The organism is Paenibacillus sp. MMS18-CY102, from assembly GCF_009789195.1.
Taxonomy (GTDB): domain Bacteria; phylum Bacillota; class Bacilli; order Paenibacillales; family Paenibacillaceae; genus Paenibacillus_T.
This window is the reverse complement of record NZ_WSTC01000035.1, coordinates 14745-34865: the sequence shown is the minus strand read 5'-3', so window position 1 is coordinate 34865 and position 20121 is coordinate 14745. Positions and strand designations below refer to the sequence as shown.

The 20121-nt window shown below is 50.1% G+C and carries 15 protein-coding genes and 1 riboswitch; of the genes, 14 read left to right on the top strand and 1 reads right to left on the bottom strand.

Features of this window, described 5'->3' with window-relative positions; translation table 11 throughout:
- Nucleotides 1-163: 163 nt before the first annotated feature.
- A complete protein-coding gene (locus GON22_RS21205; protein ID WP_160398117.1) occupies nucleotides 164-535 on the top strand; it encodes an iron chaperone in 372 nt (123 codons plus the stop codon).
- Nucleotides 536-668: 133 nt separating this feature from the next.
- On the opposite strand, the gene GON22_RS21200 is transcribed toward GON22_RS21205, so the two are convergent.
- Nucleotides 669-980 (bottom strand): hypothetical protein, encoded by a 312-nt coding sequence (locus GON22_RS21200; protein WP_160398116.1) that lies wholly within the window; start codon nucleotides 978-980, stop codon nucleotides 669-671.
- 479 nt (nucleotides 981-1459) lie between these two features.
- Between GON22_RS21200 and GON22_RS26620 the strand changes: the two genes are divergently transcribed.
- From GON22_RS26620 to GON22_RS21135, 13 genes are all read left to right on the top strand, one after another.
- Nucleotides 1460-3778 (top strand): beta-1,3-glucanase family protein, encoded by a 2319-nt coding sequence (locus GON22_RS26620; protein WP_160398115.1) that lies wholly within the window; start codon nucleotides 1460-1462, stop codon nucleotides 3776-3778.
- Nucleotides 3779-3810: 32 nt separating this feature from the next.
- Entirely contained in the window at nucleotides 3811-6099 is a 2289-nt protein-coding gene (locus GON22_RS21190) for a carbohydrate-binding protein (protein ID WP_160398114.1), read from the top strand.
- A gap of 125 nt (nucleotides 6100-6224) precedes the next feature.
- Complete coding sequence (locus GON22_RS21185; protein ID WP_160398113.1) at nucleotides 6225-10421, top strand: galactose-binding domain-containing protein; 4197 nt, start codon at nucleotides 6225-6227, stop codon at nucleotides 10419-10421.
- A gap of 199 nt (nucleotides 10422-10620) precedes the next feature.
- Nucleotides 10621-11934 carry an ABC transporter substrate-binding protein gene (locus GON22_RS21180; RefSeq protein ID WP_160398112.1) on the top strand — a complete coding sequence of 438 codons (1314 nt, stop codon included), beginning with the start codon at nucleotides 10621-10623 and terminating at the stop codon, nucleotides 11932-11934.
- The gene (locus GON22_RS26805; RefSeq protein WP_442954396.1) at nucleotides 11864-12124 is read left to right on the top strand and encodes a DUF1871 family protein; all 261 of its coding nucleotides are present in this window, start codon (nucleotides 11864-11866) and stop codon (nucleotides 12122-12124) included. Before GON22_RS21180 ends, GON22_RS26805 begins: the two co-directional genes overlap by 71 nt.
- 256 nt (nucleotides 12125-12380) lie before the next feature.
- Nucleotides 12381-13208 (top strand): alpha/beta fold hydrolase, encoded by an 828-nt coding sequence (locus GON22_RS21170; protein ID WP_160398110.1) that lies wholly within the window; start codon nucleotides 12381-12383, stop codon nucleotides 13206-13208.
- A 140-nt stretch (nucleotides 13209-13348) separates the two neighbouring features.
- On the top strand, nucleotides 13349-13843 hold the full coding sequence (locus GON22_RS21165; RefSeq protein ID WP_442954395.1) for an RNA polymerase sigma factor: 495 nt from the start codon (nucleotides 13349-13351) through the stop codon (nucleotides 13841-13843).
- Complete coding sequence (locus GON22_RS21160; RefSeq protein WP_336604347.1) at nucleotides 13821-14822, top strand: anti sigma factor C-terminal domain-containing protein; 1002 nt, start codon at nucleotides 13821-13823, stop codon at nucleotides 14820-14822. The genes GON22_RS21165 and GON22_RS21160 overlap by 23 nt, the downstream gene beginning before the upstream one ends.
- Nucleotides 14823-15002: 180 nt before the next feature.
- Entirely contained in the window at nucleotides 15003-15410 is a 408-nt protein-coding gene (locus GON22_RS21155) for a DoxX family protein (RefSeq protein WP_160398130.1), read from the top strand.
- A gap of 127 nt (nucleotides 15411-15537) precedes the next feature.
- Nucleotides 15538-15728, top strand: a riboswitch (cobalamin riboswitch).
- A 211-nt stretch (nucleotides 15729-15939) separates the two neighbouring features.
- The gene (gene cobJ / locus GON22_RS21150; RefSeq protein WP_160398108.1) at nucleotides 15940-17637 is read left to right on the top strand and encodes a precorrin-3B C(17)-methyltransferase; all 1698 of its coding nucleotides are present in this window, start codon (nucleotides 15940-15942) and stop codon (nucleotides 17635-17637) included.
- Between the two features lie 14 nt (nucleotides 17638-17651).
- On the top strand, nucleotides 17652-18677 hold the full coding sequence (locus GON22_RS21145; RefSeq protein WP_160398107.1) for a sirohydrochlorin chelatase: 1026 nt from the start codon (nucleotides 17652-17654) through the stop codon (nucleotides 18675-18677).
- Nucleotides 18674-19441 carry a precorrin-6A reductase gene (gene cobK, locus GON22_RS21140; protein ID WP_160398106.1) on the top strand — a complete coding sequence of 256 codons (768 nt, stop codon included), beginning with the start codon at nucleotides 18674-18676 and terminating at the stop codon, nucleotides 19439-19441. Before GON22_RS21145 ends, cobK begins: the two co-directional genes overlap by 4 nt.
- 19 nt (nucleotides 19442-19460) lie before the next feature.
- The gene (locus tag GON22_RS21135; RefSeq protein ID WP_160398105.1) at nucleotides 19461-20111 is read left to right on the top strand and encodes a precorrin-8X methylmutase; all 651 of its coding nucleotides are present in this window, start codon (nucleotides 19461-19463) and stop codon (nucleotides 20109-20111) included.
- Nucleotides 20112-20121 lie beyond the last annotated feature (10 nt).

Below are 20121 nucleotides of genomic sequence, written 5' to 3'. Positions count from 1 at the left end.
TATACATCAAGCAAGAAGCTGCCAGCATACGGCAGCTTTTTTACGTGATCTGGAAGGATAATGGAATAGGAAACGCATGTTTTATGATACATTATAGGAAGTTTATACCGCTAGGTGCTCAGTTGAACGCTGAATATATAGAATGAGTGGAGGAGGAATCAACATGGAAGTTTTTGCTGAATATTTAGCGCGTATTGATAACCCGCAACATCGGGATCGAACAGAAGAAGTCTTGGGTTGGGTAACTAGGAAATTTCCGAATTTAGAGCCCAAAATTGCGTGGAATCAGCCGATGTTTACCGATCACGACACCTATATTATTGGATTCAGCATAGCTAAACTTCATTTGGCAGTTGCCCCTGAGCGGGCAGGGATTATCCATTTTTCTGATGAAATTGTGCAGGCTGGCTATGACCACAGCAATCAGTTGGTGCGGATCCAGTGGAAAAGCCCGGTTGATTATTTATTGCTTGAGAAAATGATCCAGTTTAATATTACGGAGAAAGCTGGATGCACCACTTTTTGGCGAAAGTAATAAAGATTAGATATTCATTTGAGAGAAGTTTGCGATGTGCTAAAGGAATAAATTGAAGTGGCCTTCTGTAGGCGAAAGAAAAGAAGCACGTTGGGATCAGCTCCCTGCGTGCTTCTTTGGTGTATCAGTACAATCATATTTTCGTTATCGGTTGATAGGTAAAGTCTTTTGCGATCTTTATAACCGTAATTTGCCGGATTCCTTTGGGCTTTGGTGAAATAACTTTAAATTCCATATAAGGCGAGACGTTTTTTAGTTCAGCATCTACATCATAGCGCTGCTTGAATAGCTGTATGTAATCACCAGCATTCGCTACTGATCCTCTATCAACCATCAGATCAATGTGATCCACTCTCGAGCCAAAATAATCAAGGGTTTGGACGGTAATATAATACTTATCCTTTACTACACTTCTTGGTTCTTCCTGCATAAAATCCTTGTTCATCCATGCAACCTCCTCAAGACTTTTGCCTATTATGCTGGACAGCATTAATTGTAGTTTTTTGCTAGTCATAATGTTTATCGGCAAGTTAGTGGAAAATTATAGAGAAACAACAAACTGAGCCGTACTTTACGCAGAAAAATTTGTCTATAGATTGAATGGGGATGGTGCTATATGCGACATTTGCGTTGCAAGAAAATTGTCAGAGTTTGTCGACTAACAACTTCCTTAAATCCCATAAATTATTAAAAATGATACACCTTATCTAAAATATGATGCATATTTGAGGATGAACCTTCATGCTAATATCGAAGAACGAACGGCCATCCGCCTGAAACTAGGGGAGGCACTGGAGGTGATGCGGTTGATTGCTGCAGCTTCACAATAAAATGAAAGCGATTTCATTAAAGAGGTGACGCATTAAACGACATCATGTAAGCTTCACGAAACGACATAAATTTAATGGAGAGGAAGGATCAATAATGACTTGGAAGAGAGCTTCATTGCTCTTGTTTGTGTTTGTGCTAGCAGTAGGTTTGGGGTTGGGCTACGTGCCGCAGCCCGTTACCGCAGCGCCTGGAGATCCGGGCAAGATTGAAGCGGAAAGCTATTCGGCCATGAACGGCATTCAGACTGAAACGTGCGCAGAGGGCGGCTTAAACGTTGGCTACATTGAAGCTGGCGATTGGATGGACTACACGGTCAATGTTCCGGCGGCCGGTACGTATAACGTCGATTTCCGGGTGTCCAGCCCCTATGCGAATACCCAGCTGCAGCTGCGCAAAGGCGCAACAACGCTAGCAACAGTGACGAATCCGAACACGGGCGGCTGGCAAAATTGGCAGACCGTTTCGACAACCGTCAGCCTGACGGCTGGCAGCCAGACGCTGCGTGTCTATGCGGCATCGAACGGTTGGAACTTAAACTGGATTAACCTTACATCAGCAACGCCTGTTCAGCAGGTGGCGGCCCCTGCATTTACGCCAGCAGGCGGAACTTACACTACGGCGCAAAATGTAACGATTACGTCATCGACAGCAGGCGCAACCATTAAATACACGACGGACGGATCAACGCCGACAGCAACTTCGCCAACCTACACGGGACCGATTAACGTATCGTCTACTTTAACGGTCAAGGCGATAGCAACGAAGGCGGGCATGAGTGACTCGCCGATTGTGACCGCTTCCTATTCGATTCAGGCTTCGTCCGGCAAGGCGATTCCAGGCAAAATCGAGGCGGAAAGCTACGATGCAATGTCCGGCGTTGCAACGGAGCAATCGTCTGAGGGCGGGCTTAATGTAGGCTGGATCGAGACCGGCGACACGATGAGCTATAACGTAAACGTGGCTTCGGCTGGCGCGTACACGGTCCAATTCCGTGTAGCGAGCCCAACTGCTGGCGGACAGGTTCAACTGAGAAGCGGTGCGACGGTGCTTGGAACGGCGGCTGTTCCGAGTACGGGCGGCTGGCAGACCTGGTCGACCGTTACGATTGCAACGGGCGTGAATCTGGCGGCTGGCAATCAGACGCTGACCGTTTATGCAGCAGCAGGCGGATTTAACTTGAATTGGCTGCAATTCACTTCCGGCGCACCAACACCGAAGGTTGCAACGCCAACGTTCTCGCCTGTAGGTGGCGGTACGTATGCGACTGCCCAGAACGTAACGCTGGCAACGGCGACGGCAGGCGCAACGATTAAATACACGACGGATGGCTCGACGCCGACGGCGGCATCCCCAACTTATACGGGACCAATCACGGTCGCTTCGACCACATCGGTCAAGGCGATCGCAATTAAGTCCGGCATGGCGGACTCCGATCTTGCAAGCGCTGCTTACAAGATTTCCAAGGGCGGCGGCGCCATGGATTTCCAAATTAAGAACGGCACGAGAGGCAACTTTGCAGACAATCAAATTTACTGGGCTGTTCTCGGGCTCGATTCGAATAATAAGCTGAGTTATCTCGATGCGAACGGCAATCTGGTGCCGACATCGACGGCATTGAATGATGCCCCTGGCCATTTGACGAAGAACAGCCAAAACTATGCGAACATTTACCACAAGCTGAGTGATGTTCCGCTCGTTTCTACACCAGCGATATCGTCTGGCCGTATGTTCCTCAGCGTCGGTTCACCGATGTACATCAAAGTGTACAATGACGGCTACGCAGGGCCTGACGTGAACAATCCGACCGACCCGAACAATGACATCTATTGGGACTTTATCGAATTTACGCTTGATGCAGGCGGATATCATGGCAATACGACCCGTGTCGACGCCTTCGGTTTCCCTATTACGCACCGCCTCATCACGAAGGACGGCTACGACCGGACCGTCGGCGAGACGGAGACGCGTGCTGCCTTGTTCGCTGCTTATTTGAACGAAGTGCCGGCCGAGTTCAAAACGCTCGTGCAAGCGCCATATCGCATACTTGCTCCAGCGAAGGGCGGATTTAAGGAAGGCGGGCCTTACGCTAATTACTTCGACAGCTATGTTAACCAAGTATGGACCGGGTCTGGACCGAAACCGACGACGCAAGAAATATTGCTTGGCATCGGCGCGGCAGCCGACCCGCAGCTTTGCGCTGCCTTGAATCGCGGCGTTTATCCGAATCCAGCACAATGGACGGATACAACCCAGTACTACAAAATCACGCCAAGCAACTATTATTCCAAGTTCTGGCATGATCACAGCATTGACGGGTTGTCCTACGGCTTCTGCTATGACGACGTGTACAATCAGGCTGCATATTTGGAACGTAACGATCCAGCGGCGCTTATCGTAACGGTCGGCTGGTAATAACGGAAACTTGAGATGAAGGAGGCTTAACGATGTTTCGTAAGAAAATCATTTCCTCCATTCTGAGCTTCTCGCTTATATTCAGCTTGCTGCTTCCGATCTCGCCAACGACAGCGGCGCCGGGTGATCCTGGCAAAATCGAGGCGGAGAGCTATGCGGCGATGAGCGGTGTGCAGACAGAGGCGAGTACGGAGGACGGAATGAATGTCTCGTACATCGATGCTGGCGATTGGATGGATTATACGGTGAACGTCCAGAACGCAGGCACCTATAACGTTGATTTCCGGGTATCGAGCCCTTACGCAGGCACCCAGCTTCAGCTTCGCAGCGGCGCTTCCATTCTTGCAACCGTTACCATTCCGAACACAGGTGGCTGGCAAGCATGGCAGACAGTAACGGCTTCGGTCCTACTGCCAGCTGGCGTCCAAACGCTCCGTGTCCATGCGGTGACGAATGGCTGGAATTTAAATTGGCTGAACTTCACGTCAGCCGGCACGATTCCGCCTGTGAGCGGAAACTTGGCTTTGAATAAGCCAGCATTCGCATCATCCACTGAAGGGGCAATGTCAGCGGCTGGCGCGGTTGACGGAAATAGCGGCACGCGTTGGTCATCCCTTTTTGCTGACCCGCAATGGATCTATGTCGATCTTGGCTCAACTACGGCGATTAATCGGGTAAAGCTGAACTGGGAAGCCGCTTATGGCAAAGCTTATCAGCTTCAAGTTTCGAATGACGCGGCCGTTTGGACGAACGTGTATTCGACGGTGGCTGGTGACGGTGGTATTGACGACGTTACATTCTCGGCAGCCACTGCGCGATATGTACGGATATACGGCACGCAGCGCGGGACGGCATATGGGTATTCGCTGTGGGACTTCGAGGTGTACGGCAACGGCACTACACCGATTCAGCAGGTTGCAACACCGACATTTACACCAGCGCCTGGGACGTATTCGTCAGCCCAGAACGTAACGATCGTAACTGCAACATCTGGTGCGACGATTAAGTACACGGCTGATGGCTCAACACCAACGTTGGCTTCTACAACCTACACAGGCCCAATTATCGTATCAGCATCGACGGTTATCAAAGCGATCGCTATCAAATCGGGCATGACGGATTCGTCTATGTCAACGGGCACCTACACGATCTCGACTGGCCAACAGCCAGGCGCATGGAAGCTTGTTTGGAATGATGAGTTTAATGGCGCAGCGGGCGCTGGCGTCGATACGTCCAAGTGGACATACGAGACGGGCGGAGGCGGCTTCGGCAACGGTGAGCTGCAATACTATACCGACCGGACGAACAACGTCTATCTTGAGCAGGACCCTGCGGATACGGGCAACCGCTTCCTCGTAATCAAGGCGCTGCAAGAGGCATACGGCAACCAGAATTACACCTCTGGCCGCATCAAGACTCAGAACAAGTACAGCTTTAAGTACGGCAAATTCGAAATGAGAGCGAAGCTGCCGCAAGGCCAAGGAATCTGGCCTGCGTTCTGGATGCTTGGCGACGATCTCCCGACGGCCGGCTGGCCAAATAGCGGCGAGATCGACATTATGGAATTTGTCGGCAGCACACCGACGAACGTGTATGGCACGATTCACGGTCCGGGTTACAGCGGGGGCACAAGCCTCGGTACGTCCTATACGTATCCGGCAGGCTTTAGCAATGCGTTCCACACCTATGCGATTGAATGGGAGCCGAACGTCATCCGTTGGTATTTCGACAGCCAGTTGTACCAAACGCGGACAATCGAAGATTTGGCAGGCCGCACATGGCCATTCGACCATAATTTCTTCCTGCTGCTTAACCTCGCAGTTGGAGGCGCATGGCCGGGATCGCCAGATGCCTCGACTGTATTCCCGCAGAAATACACAGTCGATTACGTTCGTGTTTATCAGCGCGAAGGCGGCGTGTACCCGCCACATCCTGTCCGCAACATCGTCTCGATTCAAGGGTCGAACGGGCTATACGTAAGCGCAGACAATTACAATAACAGCCTGCTGACCGCAAGCCGGCAAACGGCAAGCACATGGGAGAAATTCGAGCTCATTGATGTCGGCGGCGGCAAAGTAGCGCTTCTGGCACTAATGAATTACAAGTACGCTAGCGCCGGAGCAGGCGGCAACGGGCAAATGACCGCGAACCAAAGCGCAATTGGCCCGTCTGAGACATTCCAGCGCATTGTCAATCCAGACGGCACAATATCACTTCGTTCCGATGCTAACGGCAAGTACGTCTCGGCAAATGGGGCGAACCCGCTGACAGCGAGCGCGGCGGCGATTGGCACGAACGAGAAATTCCGATTCGGAAGTTAAACGCACAGGGCATCGCATGATGAACGGTTAACTCATGGCGATTCGCGCCGTTGCCGTTGTCCTCTAGACCTGCCTGCAGCGGCGCGCCGCCTGATCCAAAATTCGATGAAATGGGAGGATCAGTAATGCTGCGCAAAAGAATCGTTTACATTTTGCTCGTGCTGGCGTTAATGCTTAGCCTACTTCCGCCAGTTCAGCCAGCAATCGCCGCTCCAGGCGATCCAGGAAAAATCGAAGCCGAAAGCTATTCAGCGATGAATGGCATTCAGACAGAAGTATGCTCCGAAGGCGGAATGAATGTTGCTTACACGGACATCGGCGATTGGATGGATTACACGGTAAACGTTCAGAACGCTGGTACGTACACCGTTGATTTTCGGGTAGCAAGCCCTTATGCGGATACGCAGCTGCAGCTGCGTAACGGCGGGACGACGCTTGCGACAGTAACCGTGCCGAATACGGGCGGCTGGCAAACGTGGCAAACTGTGTCTGCAACAGTCAATTTATCTGCGGGCACACAGACGCTGCGCATTTATGCTGCAACGAACGGTTGGAATTTGAATTGGTTTAGCCTCACATCGTCTGGGGCGGCACAGCCAGTTGCAGCGCCAACGTTTACGCCAGGAGCAGGAACGTATGCTACGGCACAGAACGTGACGATTGCAACCGCTACAGCTGGTGCGTCGATCAAATATACGACGGACGGCTCAACGCCGACGGCTGCTTCGCCGGCGTACACGGGCGCGATTAACGTCGCATCGACGAAGACGCTCAAAGCGATTGCGACGAAAGCGGGCATGACTGATTCGGCTGTATCGACGGCTACATTCACGATCGGAACATCCGGCAATGCCAATCTTGCGCTAAACAAATCAGCAACAGCATCGTCCTCGCTAACTGGCGGTGCAGCTTCCGCAGCTGTCGATGGCAGCACAACGACGCGTTGGGAGTCACAATTCGCCGATCCGCAATGGATTTACGTTGACTTGGGCTCAAACATGACGGTTGGCGGCGTGAAGCTGAATTGGGAGACGGCAAGTGCCAAGTCGTACAAAATCCAAGTATCGACGAATGCATCGACTTGGACAGATGTTTACACGCAGACCAATGGAGCAGGCGCTATCGAAACGATATCGTTCGCGCAGGTTTCTGCCCGCTATGTCCGCATGTACGGCACCGTTCGCAACACGGGTTATGGCTATTCACTCTGGGAGTTTGAGGTGTACGGCCAACCGCCTGTGCAGCCTAGCGATGTGACCATTCCGATTACGGGGCCATACGCCCAATATTTGGAGATGGGGCTGAGCCCGGCTGATGCGAACCAGACGACGACGCTCAAAGCACAAAATACAACCGTTAACTTGACAGCAAAATATCCGGTCGGCACATCGGTTACGATCGGCGTCAACTACATGGTTGAGCAGAAGGACGTTGCATTCCGAACGACTGATGCGAACGGGAACACGATTAAAGGCAATCCATTGACCTTTACCGTGCATGCGAATTCTGCCATTGCAGTTGAGATTACAGACCGGCAGCCAACGGCCGTCAACTTAGCGCTGAACAAATCAGCGACTGCATCCTCCGCGCAAGTGGGCAGCCCGGCTACTGCTGCTTTTGACGGCAACGCGGCGACACGCTGGGAATCGCTGTTCAGCGATCCGCAGTGGATATCAGTTGATCTTGGCTCGAATAACACCGTTACAGGCGTGAAGCTGAACTGGGAGACAGCAAGCGCGAAGACTTACAAAATCCAGGTGTCCACAGACGGCACGAACTGGACGGATGCGTACACGCAGGCGTTTAGCGCTGGTGGCGTAGAGAATTTGACGATTAATCCGATTACGGCGCGGTACGTTCGGTTGAACGGCACTGTACGCAATACCGTGTATGGTTACTCGTTATGGGAGTTTGAAGTCTATGGCTTAACAACTCCACTGCCGCCAAAAGTTGCAACGCCGACGTTTACGCCAGCTCCGGGCGCATACACGACGCCGCAAAACGTGGCAATCGCCACGGCTACCGCTGGCGCGACGATCAAGTACACGACGGACGGCTCTGTGCCGACCGCAGCATCCCCGACCTATACAGGTCCGATCAATATTACGACGAACAAGACGATTCGGGCGATTGCGGTTAAAGCGGACATGACGGATTCGGATGCGGCTACAGCTGCGTACGCAATCGCTGCTTTCAAAGTATCGTCTCCTGTGAATGGCCAAATGGTGACGAATACGAGAACGCCGTCATTGACGTGGGAAGCGAAAGCTGGCACGGCAAAATATGAAGTATACGTGAACCTGACGCGAAATGATTACGACTGGAACGCTTCAGGCAACTTGCTCGACCGGTATACGAAGGTTGGCGAAACGACTGGAACGACGTTGAACGCGCCTTCACTTGTCGACCGTTGGACGTACAAGTGGTATGTCGTCGCCGTTGATGCTGGCGGCAACCGCAGCCAGTCCAATATCGGCCAATTCAGTGTTTACCTTCCTTACATCGAGCAAGTAGCGGACGGGGTAAACATCGTGAACGGCAGCCGGGATTTGAACAAAAATGGTACGATTGAGCCTTACGAGGATTGGCACAACTCGATTGATGCGAGGATGAATGACCTATTTTCACGGATGACGAATGATGAGAAGATCAACCAGCTGTTCTTCTCGCCAGAATCGCTTGACGGTTTGAACCTGCAGGCTGGTTTTGTCTTCTCATATGGGGTAACCGGTTTCATTACGGATGCACAGAAGAAAATGTCGGCGGAGTCCCGCCTCGGCGTGCCGATCGGCTTTACCGGCGATAAAGTCCATGGCTGGAAGACGATTTATCCAACAGAGCTGGGCCTTTCGGCTACGCGCAACCTGAATCTCATCTGGCAAGTAGGCGACTTGCAGCGCCGCGAGCAGAAGGCGTGGGGCTTCACGGGTACACTGTCGCCGATTTCGGAAGTGAATACGAAAGTGTTATATCCACGCTTCCAGGAAGGGACGGGCGAGAACGCTGACTTCTCAGCAGCGATGCTGCGGGCGATCATTGCCGGCATGCAGGGAGGACCGGAGATCAATCCAAAATCAATGATGATCACGGTGAAGCACTGGCCGAGCCAAGGTGCAGGCGGCGAGCAGTCCATCGTCTATGACAGCGCAACGATCAAATGGCATATGAAGCCGTGGTACGCGGCAATGGATGCGAATCCAGCATCCGTCATGCCGGGATATGGCGGTGCGCCGTTCCTTGATCCGAGCGGTGAAGGCGCAGGCTCCAGCAAGCCGACGCTTGATTATTTACGCAATGTTATCGGCTTTAACGGCATTGTGATGACCGACTGGCTGGCGGCGGCAACCGATATTTCGGTCAAAAGCATGAACGCAGGCGCTGACGTAATGGGCGGTGCGGTCGCTTCCGGAACGGATTTCAACACGCTTATTAGCTCCGTAGGCTGGACGCGCCTCAATGAAGCGGTGCGCCGCGTTCTGGAGCTGAAATTTAAGCTCGGCATGTTCGAGAATCCATACGGTGATCCAGACTACCCGACGACGATCTGGCACAGCACGGAAAGCAATAATATCGTCAACGAAGCGGCGCGCCAATCGCTTACGCTGCTCAAAAACAACGGTGTATTGCCATTGAAGCCGAATAACGGCGATACGATTATCGTTGCTGGCCCTCGGGCTACGAGCGATGACTTCGCAACTGACAACATCGCCAACGTTATTTGGCAGTCGATTTACCATGATAACCCAGCAGCCAAATCGTATTATCAAGGCATTAAGGATCGTGCAGGAACAGGCGTCAACGTTGCCTTAAACGATGCCGCATCGGCGAAAGCCGCTGTCGTCGTCATTGGCGAGAAGAGCTATACGCACGGCACGGAATGGTTGGATAAATCGCCTGTAATACCAGCGGACCAAGTCGCGGTAATTGATAAGTTCTACAACCGCAACATTCCAGTCGTGTGCGCGATCGTCATGCCAAGGCCATACGTGTTAACGGACATCGTGAACAAGTGCTCCGCGATGGTGGCACTCTACCGTCCGGGCAACGGAGGCGGCCTTGCAACATCACAATTGTTGTTTGGCGACTATTTGCCGAAAGGGCAGCTGCCGTTCCAACTGCCGCGTTCGGTCGACCAGATCGGAACCGATAACGTCAACAACCAGCTGGAGAAATGGGATTTGCCGTATGATATTGGCGCAACAGAGGCGCAGCGTACCGAAATCCGCAATTTAATTAACAACAATCAGCCGGTTCCGACCACCTATGGCAATCCGCTTTACCCTTATGGCTACGGGTTGCAAAATTTTAACCCTTCGCCATAATGCATAAGCCATTAATGTATTGAATTTCGAGACAGGAACCGCCCTTGGCGCCATTGCGCTGGGGGCGGTTTTTAATTGATTGAACCGTTTAATCAATGAACTGCTTATTTTTGAATTATGTTACAATTAATCCAGCTATTTATTCGATGAATTGATAGATTACATAATAAAACGGACTACTAGAGGTGCAACTTCGATCATGATGAAGAAAACAATGGTATGGCTTGCCGCAAGCGCTTTGATGCTAACGGGTTGTTCAAGCCAGGCGGAGCAGCCTGAACTACCTGTAACATTAAAGATTTTAGGCGAGGATGAAATTGATTTTAATGAAAAGTATGGCTATGTTTTCGGAGGCACGCATCCGAATTATAAGATTGAATTTATTTCTGTTGATGATGCTAGACGGGAGGGGGAGGAAGCGCTTTCTGTTTATAGCCGGCTGATCGAGCAAAAACAACCGGATGTGGTGCTGCTGCCAGGCTATTTGTATACCGAGCTGCCGGATAAAGGAATCTTTACGCCGTTGAGCGATTTTATTCATAGGGATCAGTACAATTTCACGGAAATAACGCCAGCTGTTGCCGGCCTGCTTAAGGATGATGCGGGCGAGGTGATTGGTTTAACGCCTGCTTTTACGGGTTCTGGATTATTTTATAATAAGAAAATATTCAAAAAATATGGCATGCCCACTCCAACGGATCAAATGTCTTGGGACGAGTTGTTTGAATTGGCACAGCGCTTCCCTAGTACGGCTGATGGAGAAAAACAATATGGTTATTTTAGCTATGAACAATATCATCCTTTCATGGTCGCGCTAGCTGTCGGCCAGAGCAAAGGCTTAACGCTATATAATGGCAAGTCCTTCATGCTCGAAAATGATTCGTGGAAGCGTGTATTCCAACAGGTGACCGATTGTTATAAGGCGCGTGTTTGCGCTGACAGCTCATCTATGGAGATTGCTGCTGGTTCAAGCCGAGAAGCGACACAGAAAGCAAACCATCCCTTCTTGCAAGGCAATATAGCGATGGCAAATGACAGCACAGAGCTATACAGCTTATTATCCTCGGAAGATTACCGTTCTGCAGATTTGGAATGGGGACTTATTTCGTTGCCTGATAGTGAATTGGTGCCGGGGACGGGGTCGAACATCCGAATCACCGATTTTGTGTCGATCCCATCCAATGCTTCCCAGAAGGAAGGCGCTTGGGAATTTATCAATTATGTAACGAGCGATCACTATGGACGGATGATTGCTCAAGCTTATTCAGGGCAATTGCCTACTCGATTAAGCCAAGAGGAAAAAGAAGGGGAAGCTTCGGCTTTTTATGCATTCGATCGGATGGACAATCAATTATTTGACAGCTTGCGTACGATTGACAGTAACTTGTACGAGATCGGGCAAGCCTATTTTAACGAGCTGATAGTGAACCAAATCACGGTGGATGATGCGATTAAACAGATGCAGGCAGAGTTGTATGCGAAGCCTAAGATGGCAAACGGGAGGACAAAATGAATTTGATGCACCTGAGAATGAATTTGCCTTTGAGATTAAAAAAGTAACAGAAAAGGCTATAGATGCAATATCCGTTGATGATTTAGCCCGCAGCATACAACAGATTTTTGAATACAGTTTTGGCGAACCATTTCGATTCGAAGGCTGCTTGAAGGTTGCTGGACAGATATGGTCTAACACAAAGAGCTGATACAGGATAGCAATGGAATATGACGATTGAAAGCCGCATGCTTGCGGTTTTTTTAATTGGACAAAAAAACGATTCCTGAAAGTCTATCACTTCCTTCTGTTGCTTCTATAGTAAATATATGGTTTAATGTTTAAGTGTTAAAGGGAAGTCATAAATTTTAACAGTCTTTAATCTCCCACTTTTAATACGCGAGTGAGGTAGGCTAACTTCTGGTTCAATTCCAGACACTTGCAAAACCATTTAGGGGGAATTATTCTTGCGTAAAAAACTGTTATCTGTCGTTATGTCATCTGCATTGATGCTGTCTGTATCTGGCACAGCCCTAGCATGCCCATCAACTCCTATCTACACGGATTATACAGGTAAAGTTGATCTTGGAGATTTCGAACTCCATGTCGATATTCAAGGCTCTGCTAATCGCAGTGGAAGTGAACCAGCAGTCGTGTTCGAAAGCGGGCGTGATGTGGACGGTTCGGTATGGGATGATGTAGCGGATGAAATTTCACTGCAAACACAAACATTTGCTTATGACCGTGCAAACATTGGCCTTAGTGACGATAGCGGCGGTCCTTATGACGCTGTTACTCAAGCAGAACAACTCCATGATCTTCTTGCAGAAACGGGCGTTTCGGCACCTTATATTTTGGTGACGCATTCCTATGGTTCTGCGATCACTACTGTTTTTGCTGATTTGTACCCAACTGAAGTAGCAGGCATTGCTTTCATTGATGCGGCTCATGTTGATCAAGAAGCAGTAACGACAGATACATTCCCTATTCCTGTGCAGAATGTATTCAAAGCCAACTTTGTTGCTGAAGGCGGTTACAGCACGATTACTCAAACGTTGTCCCAAGCAAAAACTGCGATTGTGAACGACGATCCGTTGCGCGACATCCCGCTTGAAGTGCTGAGCGCTACCGTACATGGCCTTGGACCCGTCATTGAAGCAACTTGGGCTGATTTGCAAGAAGATCTCTTAAATCTCTCGGATTATAGCAATCATACGATCGCTACTGGTTCTGGCCACTACATTATGACGGATCAACCGTCTGCTGTTGTGGATGTTATCGAGAACCTGCTGTAAGAACTGATATAATCATAGACCGAGGGCTGCTATTAAGTGGCCCTCGGTTTTTATTTGTGTAAATACATAGAAAACTATTTTTATTCGCATGTATACCTATCACTTGCTGGGACGTTGTATAGGGTGAAGGGAGGCAGAAAGTGAAAAACGAGCGAATGTTACTGCTGCTGCAGGACAAAATGAACCATTTACAGCGGTATTTGATTCGCTTAGGAGCAAGCAGGTCCGACGCTGAAGATATCGTTCAGGACACGGTGTACAAAGGCCTCCTATATATGGACTCTATTCCGCCTGACAAGTTCTCTGCGTGGTTATATCGTGTTGCGCTCAATCGATATTACGATTTGTTACGCAAGAGCCAACGCATGGAGTGGTTGATTGAGGAGCCTGTTGCAGAAGAGAGGGAAGTCCCAGAGGAGATCCTGCTTCGCAAGGAACAAAGAGATGAGATCGAGCGAGTGATGGAAGCATTAGTCCCGCTTTATAAGCAACTGCTGATTTTGAAATACGAGTTGGAGCTCAGTTACCGCGAAATCGCTAGTCTTTTGGCTATGCGCGAAGAGACCGTGAAAACTTATTTATACCGAGCCCGCAAAAGCTTTCAGAAAAAATATGGAGGGTTGCATGATGAATGATAACGAAGCAAGCTTTGACGATAATATCAAGTTAGCTGCACTAATTAAGAAAGCCCGGAACCGAACAATTTGGAGAAATATAATCATTTCCTTGACAGTTATGCTATTTATTTTGGTAGGAGGTTGGTTCGTGAATTTGCAGTTGCAGTATCGAAGCGCGGACAATGCGATGCGCGATATTGAAATGTTCGAAGAGATAAGTGGGCCTAATCATTATTTGTCAGGATATCGGACACACTATGGTTTTCTCAGTGGCACCCTTGAATACCAAACCTACAAGATTGTTGAGGGAGTTCCCGTCGTCTGGGAACCAGAGAATTACGAGTTCAGCTCTTGGGGGACTTTTACGCGCTCTCTAGGAAACTACTCTAGCTTATCTGTTCAAGATACAGCTATGCAGGAACAAGGTTTTCAATATACACGACCGTATAATCGCTACAGCAGCGAGCGAGAGATGATGTTCTATCTTCCAAGCGTAGAATATGCGAACTATCTGAACGAGACGCCGGAACTTAACGCTATGAATGGGCAAAAGTTGGTTGAAATGGCCCTCTCTTTCGATACGAATTATTCCGTTAAGCAGATCCAGTCGATGCTGCCGACGGATGTTCATCCCGTCTGGTATTGGGTTGACACCTATAAGCCGATGATTCAACAATTGCCTGATGGAACCGTTCTCGAACCAAATCCCGATTTAGCGGGCAGTGTTTATGGCTTCGGAATTCGGCCGGACAACCCGGATGTTACGGAACAAAAGTTTCTTGATGCGCTTGAAAATGGCATTCAAGTTAAAGGGAAATATAAGCAGGAATATGAGCGCATTTACGATTACTTACGGGATGGCAAAGAGAAGCCAACCATTGATGGCGTTCGTGTTATTGGCGTTGTCGTTACAGGAACTGCAAACCGTTTGAAGGCGTTGCAGGGGCAAACCTACGTGAAGGCAGCCGTATTAGGCGCGATAATCGATAAATACTGAGCAAACTGTGTACGCATGGCTTCTGAATGGTTCATCGTTCAGAAGCCATCTTTTTCGTTGACAGGACACTATTTGGTGTCCTATAATCAATTTGACACTAAATGGTGTCCAATTAAAAAAAACGGTGAAACGAAAAGATTATGAGGAGGAAATAAGATGAATAACAATAACGACATCGGTATGGTGGTAACAATCTCGCAAGTGAAAGCCTTGCCCAAAGGGAAAAAAATTGCTTATTGGTTAGTCACCCTACTGCTCGCAGCAGCGATTGTGTTAAGCGGTATCGGGCAACTGATGCAGAATGAGGGGAATGTCGAGTTAGTGGATAAAATTGATTTTCCGGTCTATATTTTGACGATTCTCGGGATTTGGAAAGTGCTTGGCGCCATCGCTCTTGTTATGCCAGGATTTCCCCGTCTCAAAGAGTGGGCTTACGCGGGCATCTTCTTTTTAATGACGGGTGCAGCTTTATCCCATGCACTCGCTGACGATTATGTCAGCAATGGATTTAATCTAATTCTCCCACTTTTCTATGCTGCACTTAATATCGCTTCGTGGGCGCTGCGCCCGAAGAACCGCAAACTCTAGGAGGCAGAAAGTTGCCCCAGACGAGACTAGCAAATTAATGCACAGCACAACATTGGGACTGCCGAGAAGGAATTTGGAGTGGACGAATTTATCGTTCGCATGCTATATTCTAATAAATTTATTAAACAACTATATGACGAGAACGGGTGTCGGATGAAGATTCGGCATAATAGGGAAACCGGTGAAAATCCGGTACGGTCGCGCCACTGTAAGCGGGGAGCTGCACAATTGCCACTGTTTCTTTACTAGAAACGGGAAGGCTTTGGGCACAAGCTATGATCCGCAAGTCAGGAGACCTGCCTGTTCTTTCACACCACTGGAACCTACGCGTAATAGGGAGGTGTTTAGGTAGCAATTTACATGCGCTGGCCTTGCCGTTTGAATGCAAATTTGGCAATGCACTTTCGTATGATTGCTTTCTTATACATACTCTAATCGCGGGCATCTCCTCCAATGGGGATGCTTTTTTTGTGTGCCGGGGAATATTTTCGAGCGAAAACATTGTTTTTCTAGACAAAGGAGGAGCAACATGGCAAGCAACAATGGCAAGCTGCTCATCATCGGTTTTGGGCCTGGCGCTTTCGAGCATATAACCGAACGCGCTCGCCAGGCTATTGCAGAGAGTGAAGTTATCATTGGCTACAATACCTATGTTGATCTCATACGTGGACTATTGACTGATCAAGAAATTGTACGGACAGGCATGACCGAAGAGGTTAGCCGTGCACAGGAAGCGATTCGCCAAGCTGAAATGGGGAAAAAGGTTGCCGTCATTTCAAGCGGCGATTCCGGCGTATACGGCATGGCCGGTCTCGTCTACGAGGTACTGATTGAGAAAAAATGGAATCCAGCAACGGGCGTTGAAGTCGAAGTTATCCCGGGCATCTCCGCGATTAACTCTTGCGCTTCGCTTCTTGGAGCGCCTGTCATGCATGATGCTTGCACCATTAGCTTGAGCGATCATTTGACGCCATGGGAGCAAATTGCGAAGCGTGTAGAAGCGGCGGCGTCAGCGGATTTTATCATAGCCCTGTACAATCCTCGGAGCGGCAGGCGTACAAGACAAATTGTAGAGACGCAGCGGATTTTGCTGAAATACCGTTCTCCCGATACGCCGGTTGGCCTAGTAAAAAGTGCATATAGAGACCGAGAGCAAGTTATCGTCACAACACTGGGCGCAATGCTAGAGCATGATATCGGCATGCTGACAACGGTCATTATCGGCAACTCTACGACATTTTTCTATGAGGGGCTTATCATTACGCCGCGTGGATATAAGCGCAAATATACGCTTGATACAACGGTGCAAGCTTTGCGGCCTCATGAGCGGCTGCGAACAGAGGCGGAGCCGTGGTCTCTCAATGCGCAAGAGGAAGATTGGGAGAGTGAAGAAGAAACATCCGAGCAGCAGTATGAACAAGCTGCTGCTGTAGCTGTTGCTGTGGAGCCGGAGCCTCGGACCGTGCTGCATCCTGCATCGCTGGCACTGGAAGCGTTGGAACGGTTAACAGAGAAAGGAATCGTCTCCGGCGGCAAATTGCTGTCTGCAAGCCAACCGGCGCATGTTGCCCGGACGACTACGTCGATCTTCGAGCTTGCGGTTTCCCCTGGAATCGCGAACAAAAAATTCAGCGCCTTGCAAATGATGCAAATCGCTGAGCTGGTTGGCGAGTCGGGCGAGATCGAGTATACGCCACATCATCAAATCATTATTCGAGTAGAGACAGAAGATCCCTCCAGCGTTGTGTCCTGGCTTAAGGCGGAAAATCTGCTTGTTTTCCCAATTGGCGATGTCGCGCAAGTGAAAGCATGCGATTTTTGCAATTTGGAGAAAGACGAAGCAATTCCAGTAGCCGAACAACTTAATCGAACCGTTGGCGGACTGAAAACGCCGAAGGAATTGAAAATCGGGATTAACGGCTGTGGAATGGCTTGCTATGGCGCGGTGCTGGAGGATATCGGCATTGTGTACCGCAGGGGAGCTTATGATTTATTCCTCGGGGGCAAAACGATCGGCCGAAACGCCCATGCTGCACAGCCTGTAGCAGAAGGCATTTCCGCTGAAGAAATCGTGCCGGTGATGGAACGGATTTTTAAGGAATATACGGAAAAAGGACATCCAAACGAACGTTTTCATAAATTTTTCAAGCGGGTTGGCCAAGTTGCTGGCTTCACGTATCAGGATGTTCATGCGCCTGTTGAAGTGGACGCAGCTTGTGGGGATTAAAAAGGAGGATATTTATGGAGACGATACTGCTTGTCGGCCACGGCAGCCGTGATTCTGCAGGAAATGAGGAGCTGCTTCGGTTTGCTGATATGGTCAGGGCGAAAGCGCCCGGCTTTGCCATTGAAACATGTTTTTTGGAATTTGCGAAACCATCCATCGACCAGGGCATTGCAAAGTGCGTAGCGCAAGGAGCCAGCCGAGTTGTGCTTGTGCCGATTATTTTGTTTGCCGCGGGTCATGCGAAGATTCATATTCCCGATGCGATTGACCATGCGAAGCAGAAGTATCCGCATGTCCAGTTCGCGTATGGACGCCCGATCGGCGTGCATCAGAAGGTTATTAATATATTAAAGACTCGGTTGGCGGAGACCGGGTACTCGGCAGAACAGCAGAGCGGAGAGCGGGACCCGAACACGGCGGTGTTGTTATTAGGTCGCGGAAGCAGCGACGTGGATGCGAATAGCGATTTTTATAAAATGGCGCGCCTGTTCTGGGAACAGGTACCGGTCAAATGGACGGAAAGCTGCTTTATCGGCGTAACAGAGCCGTCGTTCGAAGAGGGGCTGGAGCGTTGCTTGCAGCTTGGCGCCAAAACGGTATACGTGCTGCCTTACTTCCTGTTCACTGGCATTCTTATTAAACGCATCGAGCAGATGGTTGCGGATTTTGCAGCGCTTCATCCAGACCGGAACATTGTGCTGGCGGATTATTTCGGCTTCCATCCTGAGCTGGCGGATTTGTTGCTAGACCGGGTAGCCGAGGCGTTTGAAGGGCGCGCAGCGATGAACTGCGACTTGTGTAAATACCGTATAGAGGCGGCTGCCCATCTTGAGCATCACCATCATCATCATGATGACGAGCATGGACACGATTATCACCATCATGACCATTCGCACGATCATGGACACGATCACGAACATGATCACGGCCATAACCATGCCCATCATGAGCACGCTCACGATCATCATCACGGCCATGGCCATGATGGGCACGAACATGCGCACAGCCATGCTCACGGGCATAAGGGGGAGCCGCAATGATCTTCATGCTTTGCGGCACTAGCGATGCAAGGGAGCTAGCCGTACGCATTCGGCAGAGCGGACACAAGGTGTTGGCGTCGGTCGTTACGGACAGCGCGGCGAATAGCTTAAAGGCTGAAGGGCTCGATGTGCGCGTGGGACGTTTAACTGAAGATGAGATGGTGTCGCAGTTTACGAACGAAGAATACGCCGCTGTTATTGACGCTAGCCATCCGTTCGCGGAGGAAGCGCATCGCAATGCGATGCAGGCGGCGAAATGCGCGGGCATTCCTTATATCCGCTTCGAACGCGCCTCGCTCGTGTATGATAACCATCCTGGGTTGACGGTTGTCCCGGGCTATGAGGAAGCGGCGCTTGAAGCGAAGCGCCGCCAAGGCTCTGTGATGCTGACGACGGGCAGCAAGACGTTGCATATTTTCGCTCGGCATCTGGCCAACGATCCGAACATTCGGCTCGTCGCCCGCATGCTGCCAAGGCACGATAATATGGAGAAATGCGAGGAGCTTGGCGTCGAGCAAAAAAATATAATCGCCATGCAGGGACCATTTTCCCGGGAGATGAACGAAGCGCTCTACAGGCAGTATGGCACGACCATCATGGTAACGAAAGAAAGCGGCTCGACTGGGGCTGTCGATGAGAAGGTACAAACCGCGCTCAGCATGGGCATCGATGTCATCTTGATTTCGCGGCCGGAGTTGGAGTTCGGAACTGTATTTACGGAATACGATGGCATTTTGGAACAAGTAAAGTCGATTACGGCTTGACATATGGGAGGGGTTTGTTATGGATTTCAAAACAGAGTTTAAGCCGCTTACGATTCAGCCGCAGGAAATTGAAGCAAAGAGCTTCGAGATGATTACGGAGGAGCTGGGCGAGCATTCGTTTACTGAGGCGCAGTATCCGGTCGTGCAACGGGTCATTCATGCTTCCGCTGATTTTGAACTCGGCCGCAGCCTTGTGTTCCACCCCGATGCAATCGAAGCCGGAATTGCCGCCATTCGCCGCGGGGAGAAAGTTATCGCGGACGTACAAATGGTGCAGGTCGGCATCAGCAAAGAACGCATTTACAAATATGGCGGTGACGTCAATGTATACATTTCCGATCCTGACGTGGTGGAGGAAGCGAAACGGCTGAACACAACGCGCGCGATCATCTCGATGCGCAAGGCGTTGCGCGAAGCGGAAGGCGGCATTTATGCAATCGGAAATGCACCAACGGCATTGCTGGAGTTGATTCGTCTTGTGAAGGAAGGATTAGCGAAGCCAAGCTTGATTATCGGCATGCCGGTCGGGTTCGTATCGGCGGCGGAATCGAAGGACGAGCTGCTCAAGCTCGATATTCCATTTATTACGAACATTGGGCGCAAAGGCGGCAGTACGATCGTAGTCGCTGCGCTTAACGCGATATCGATTATGGCGGATAAACGCGGTTAGAAACGGTGAG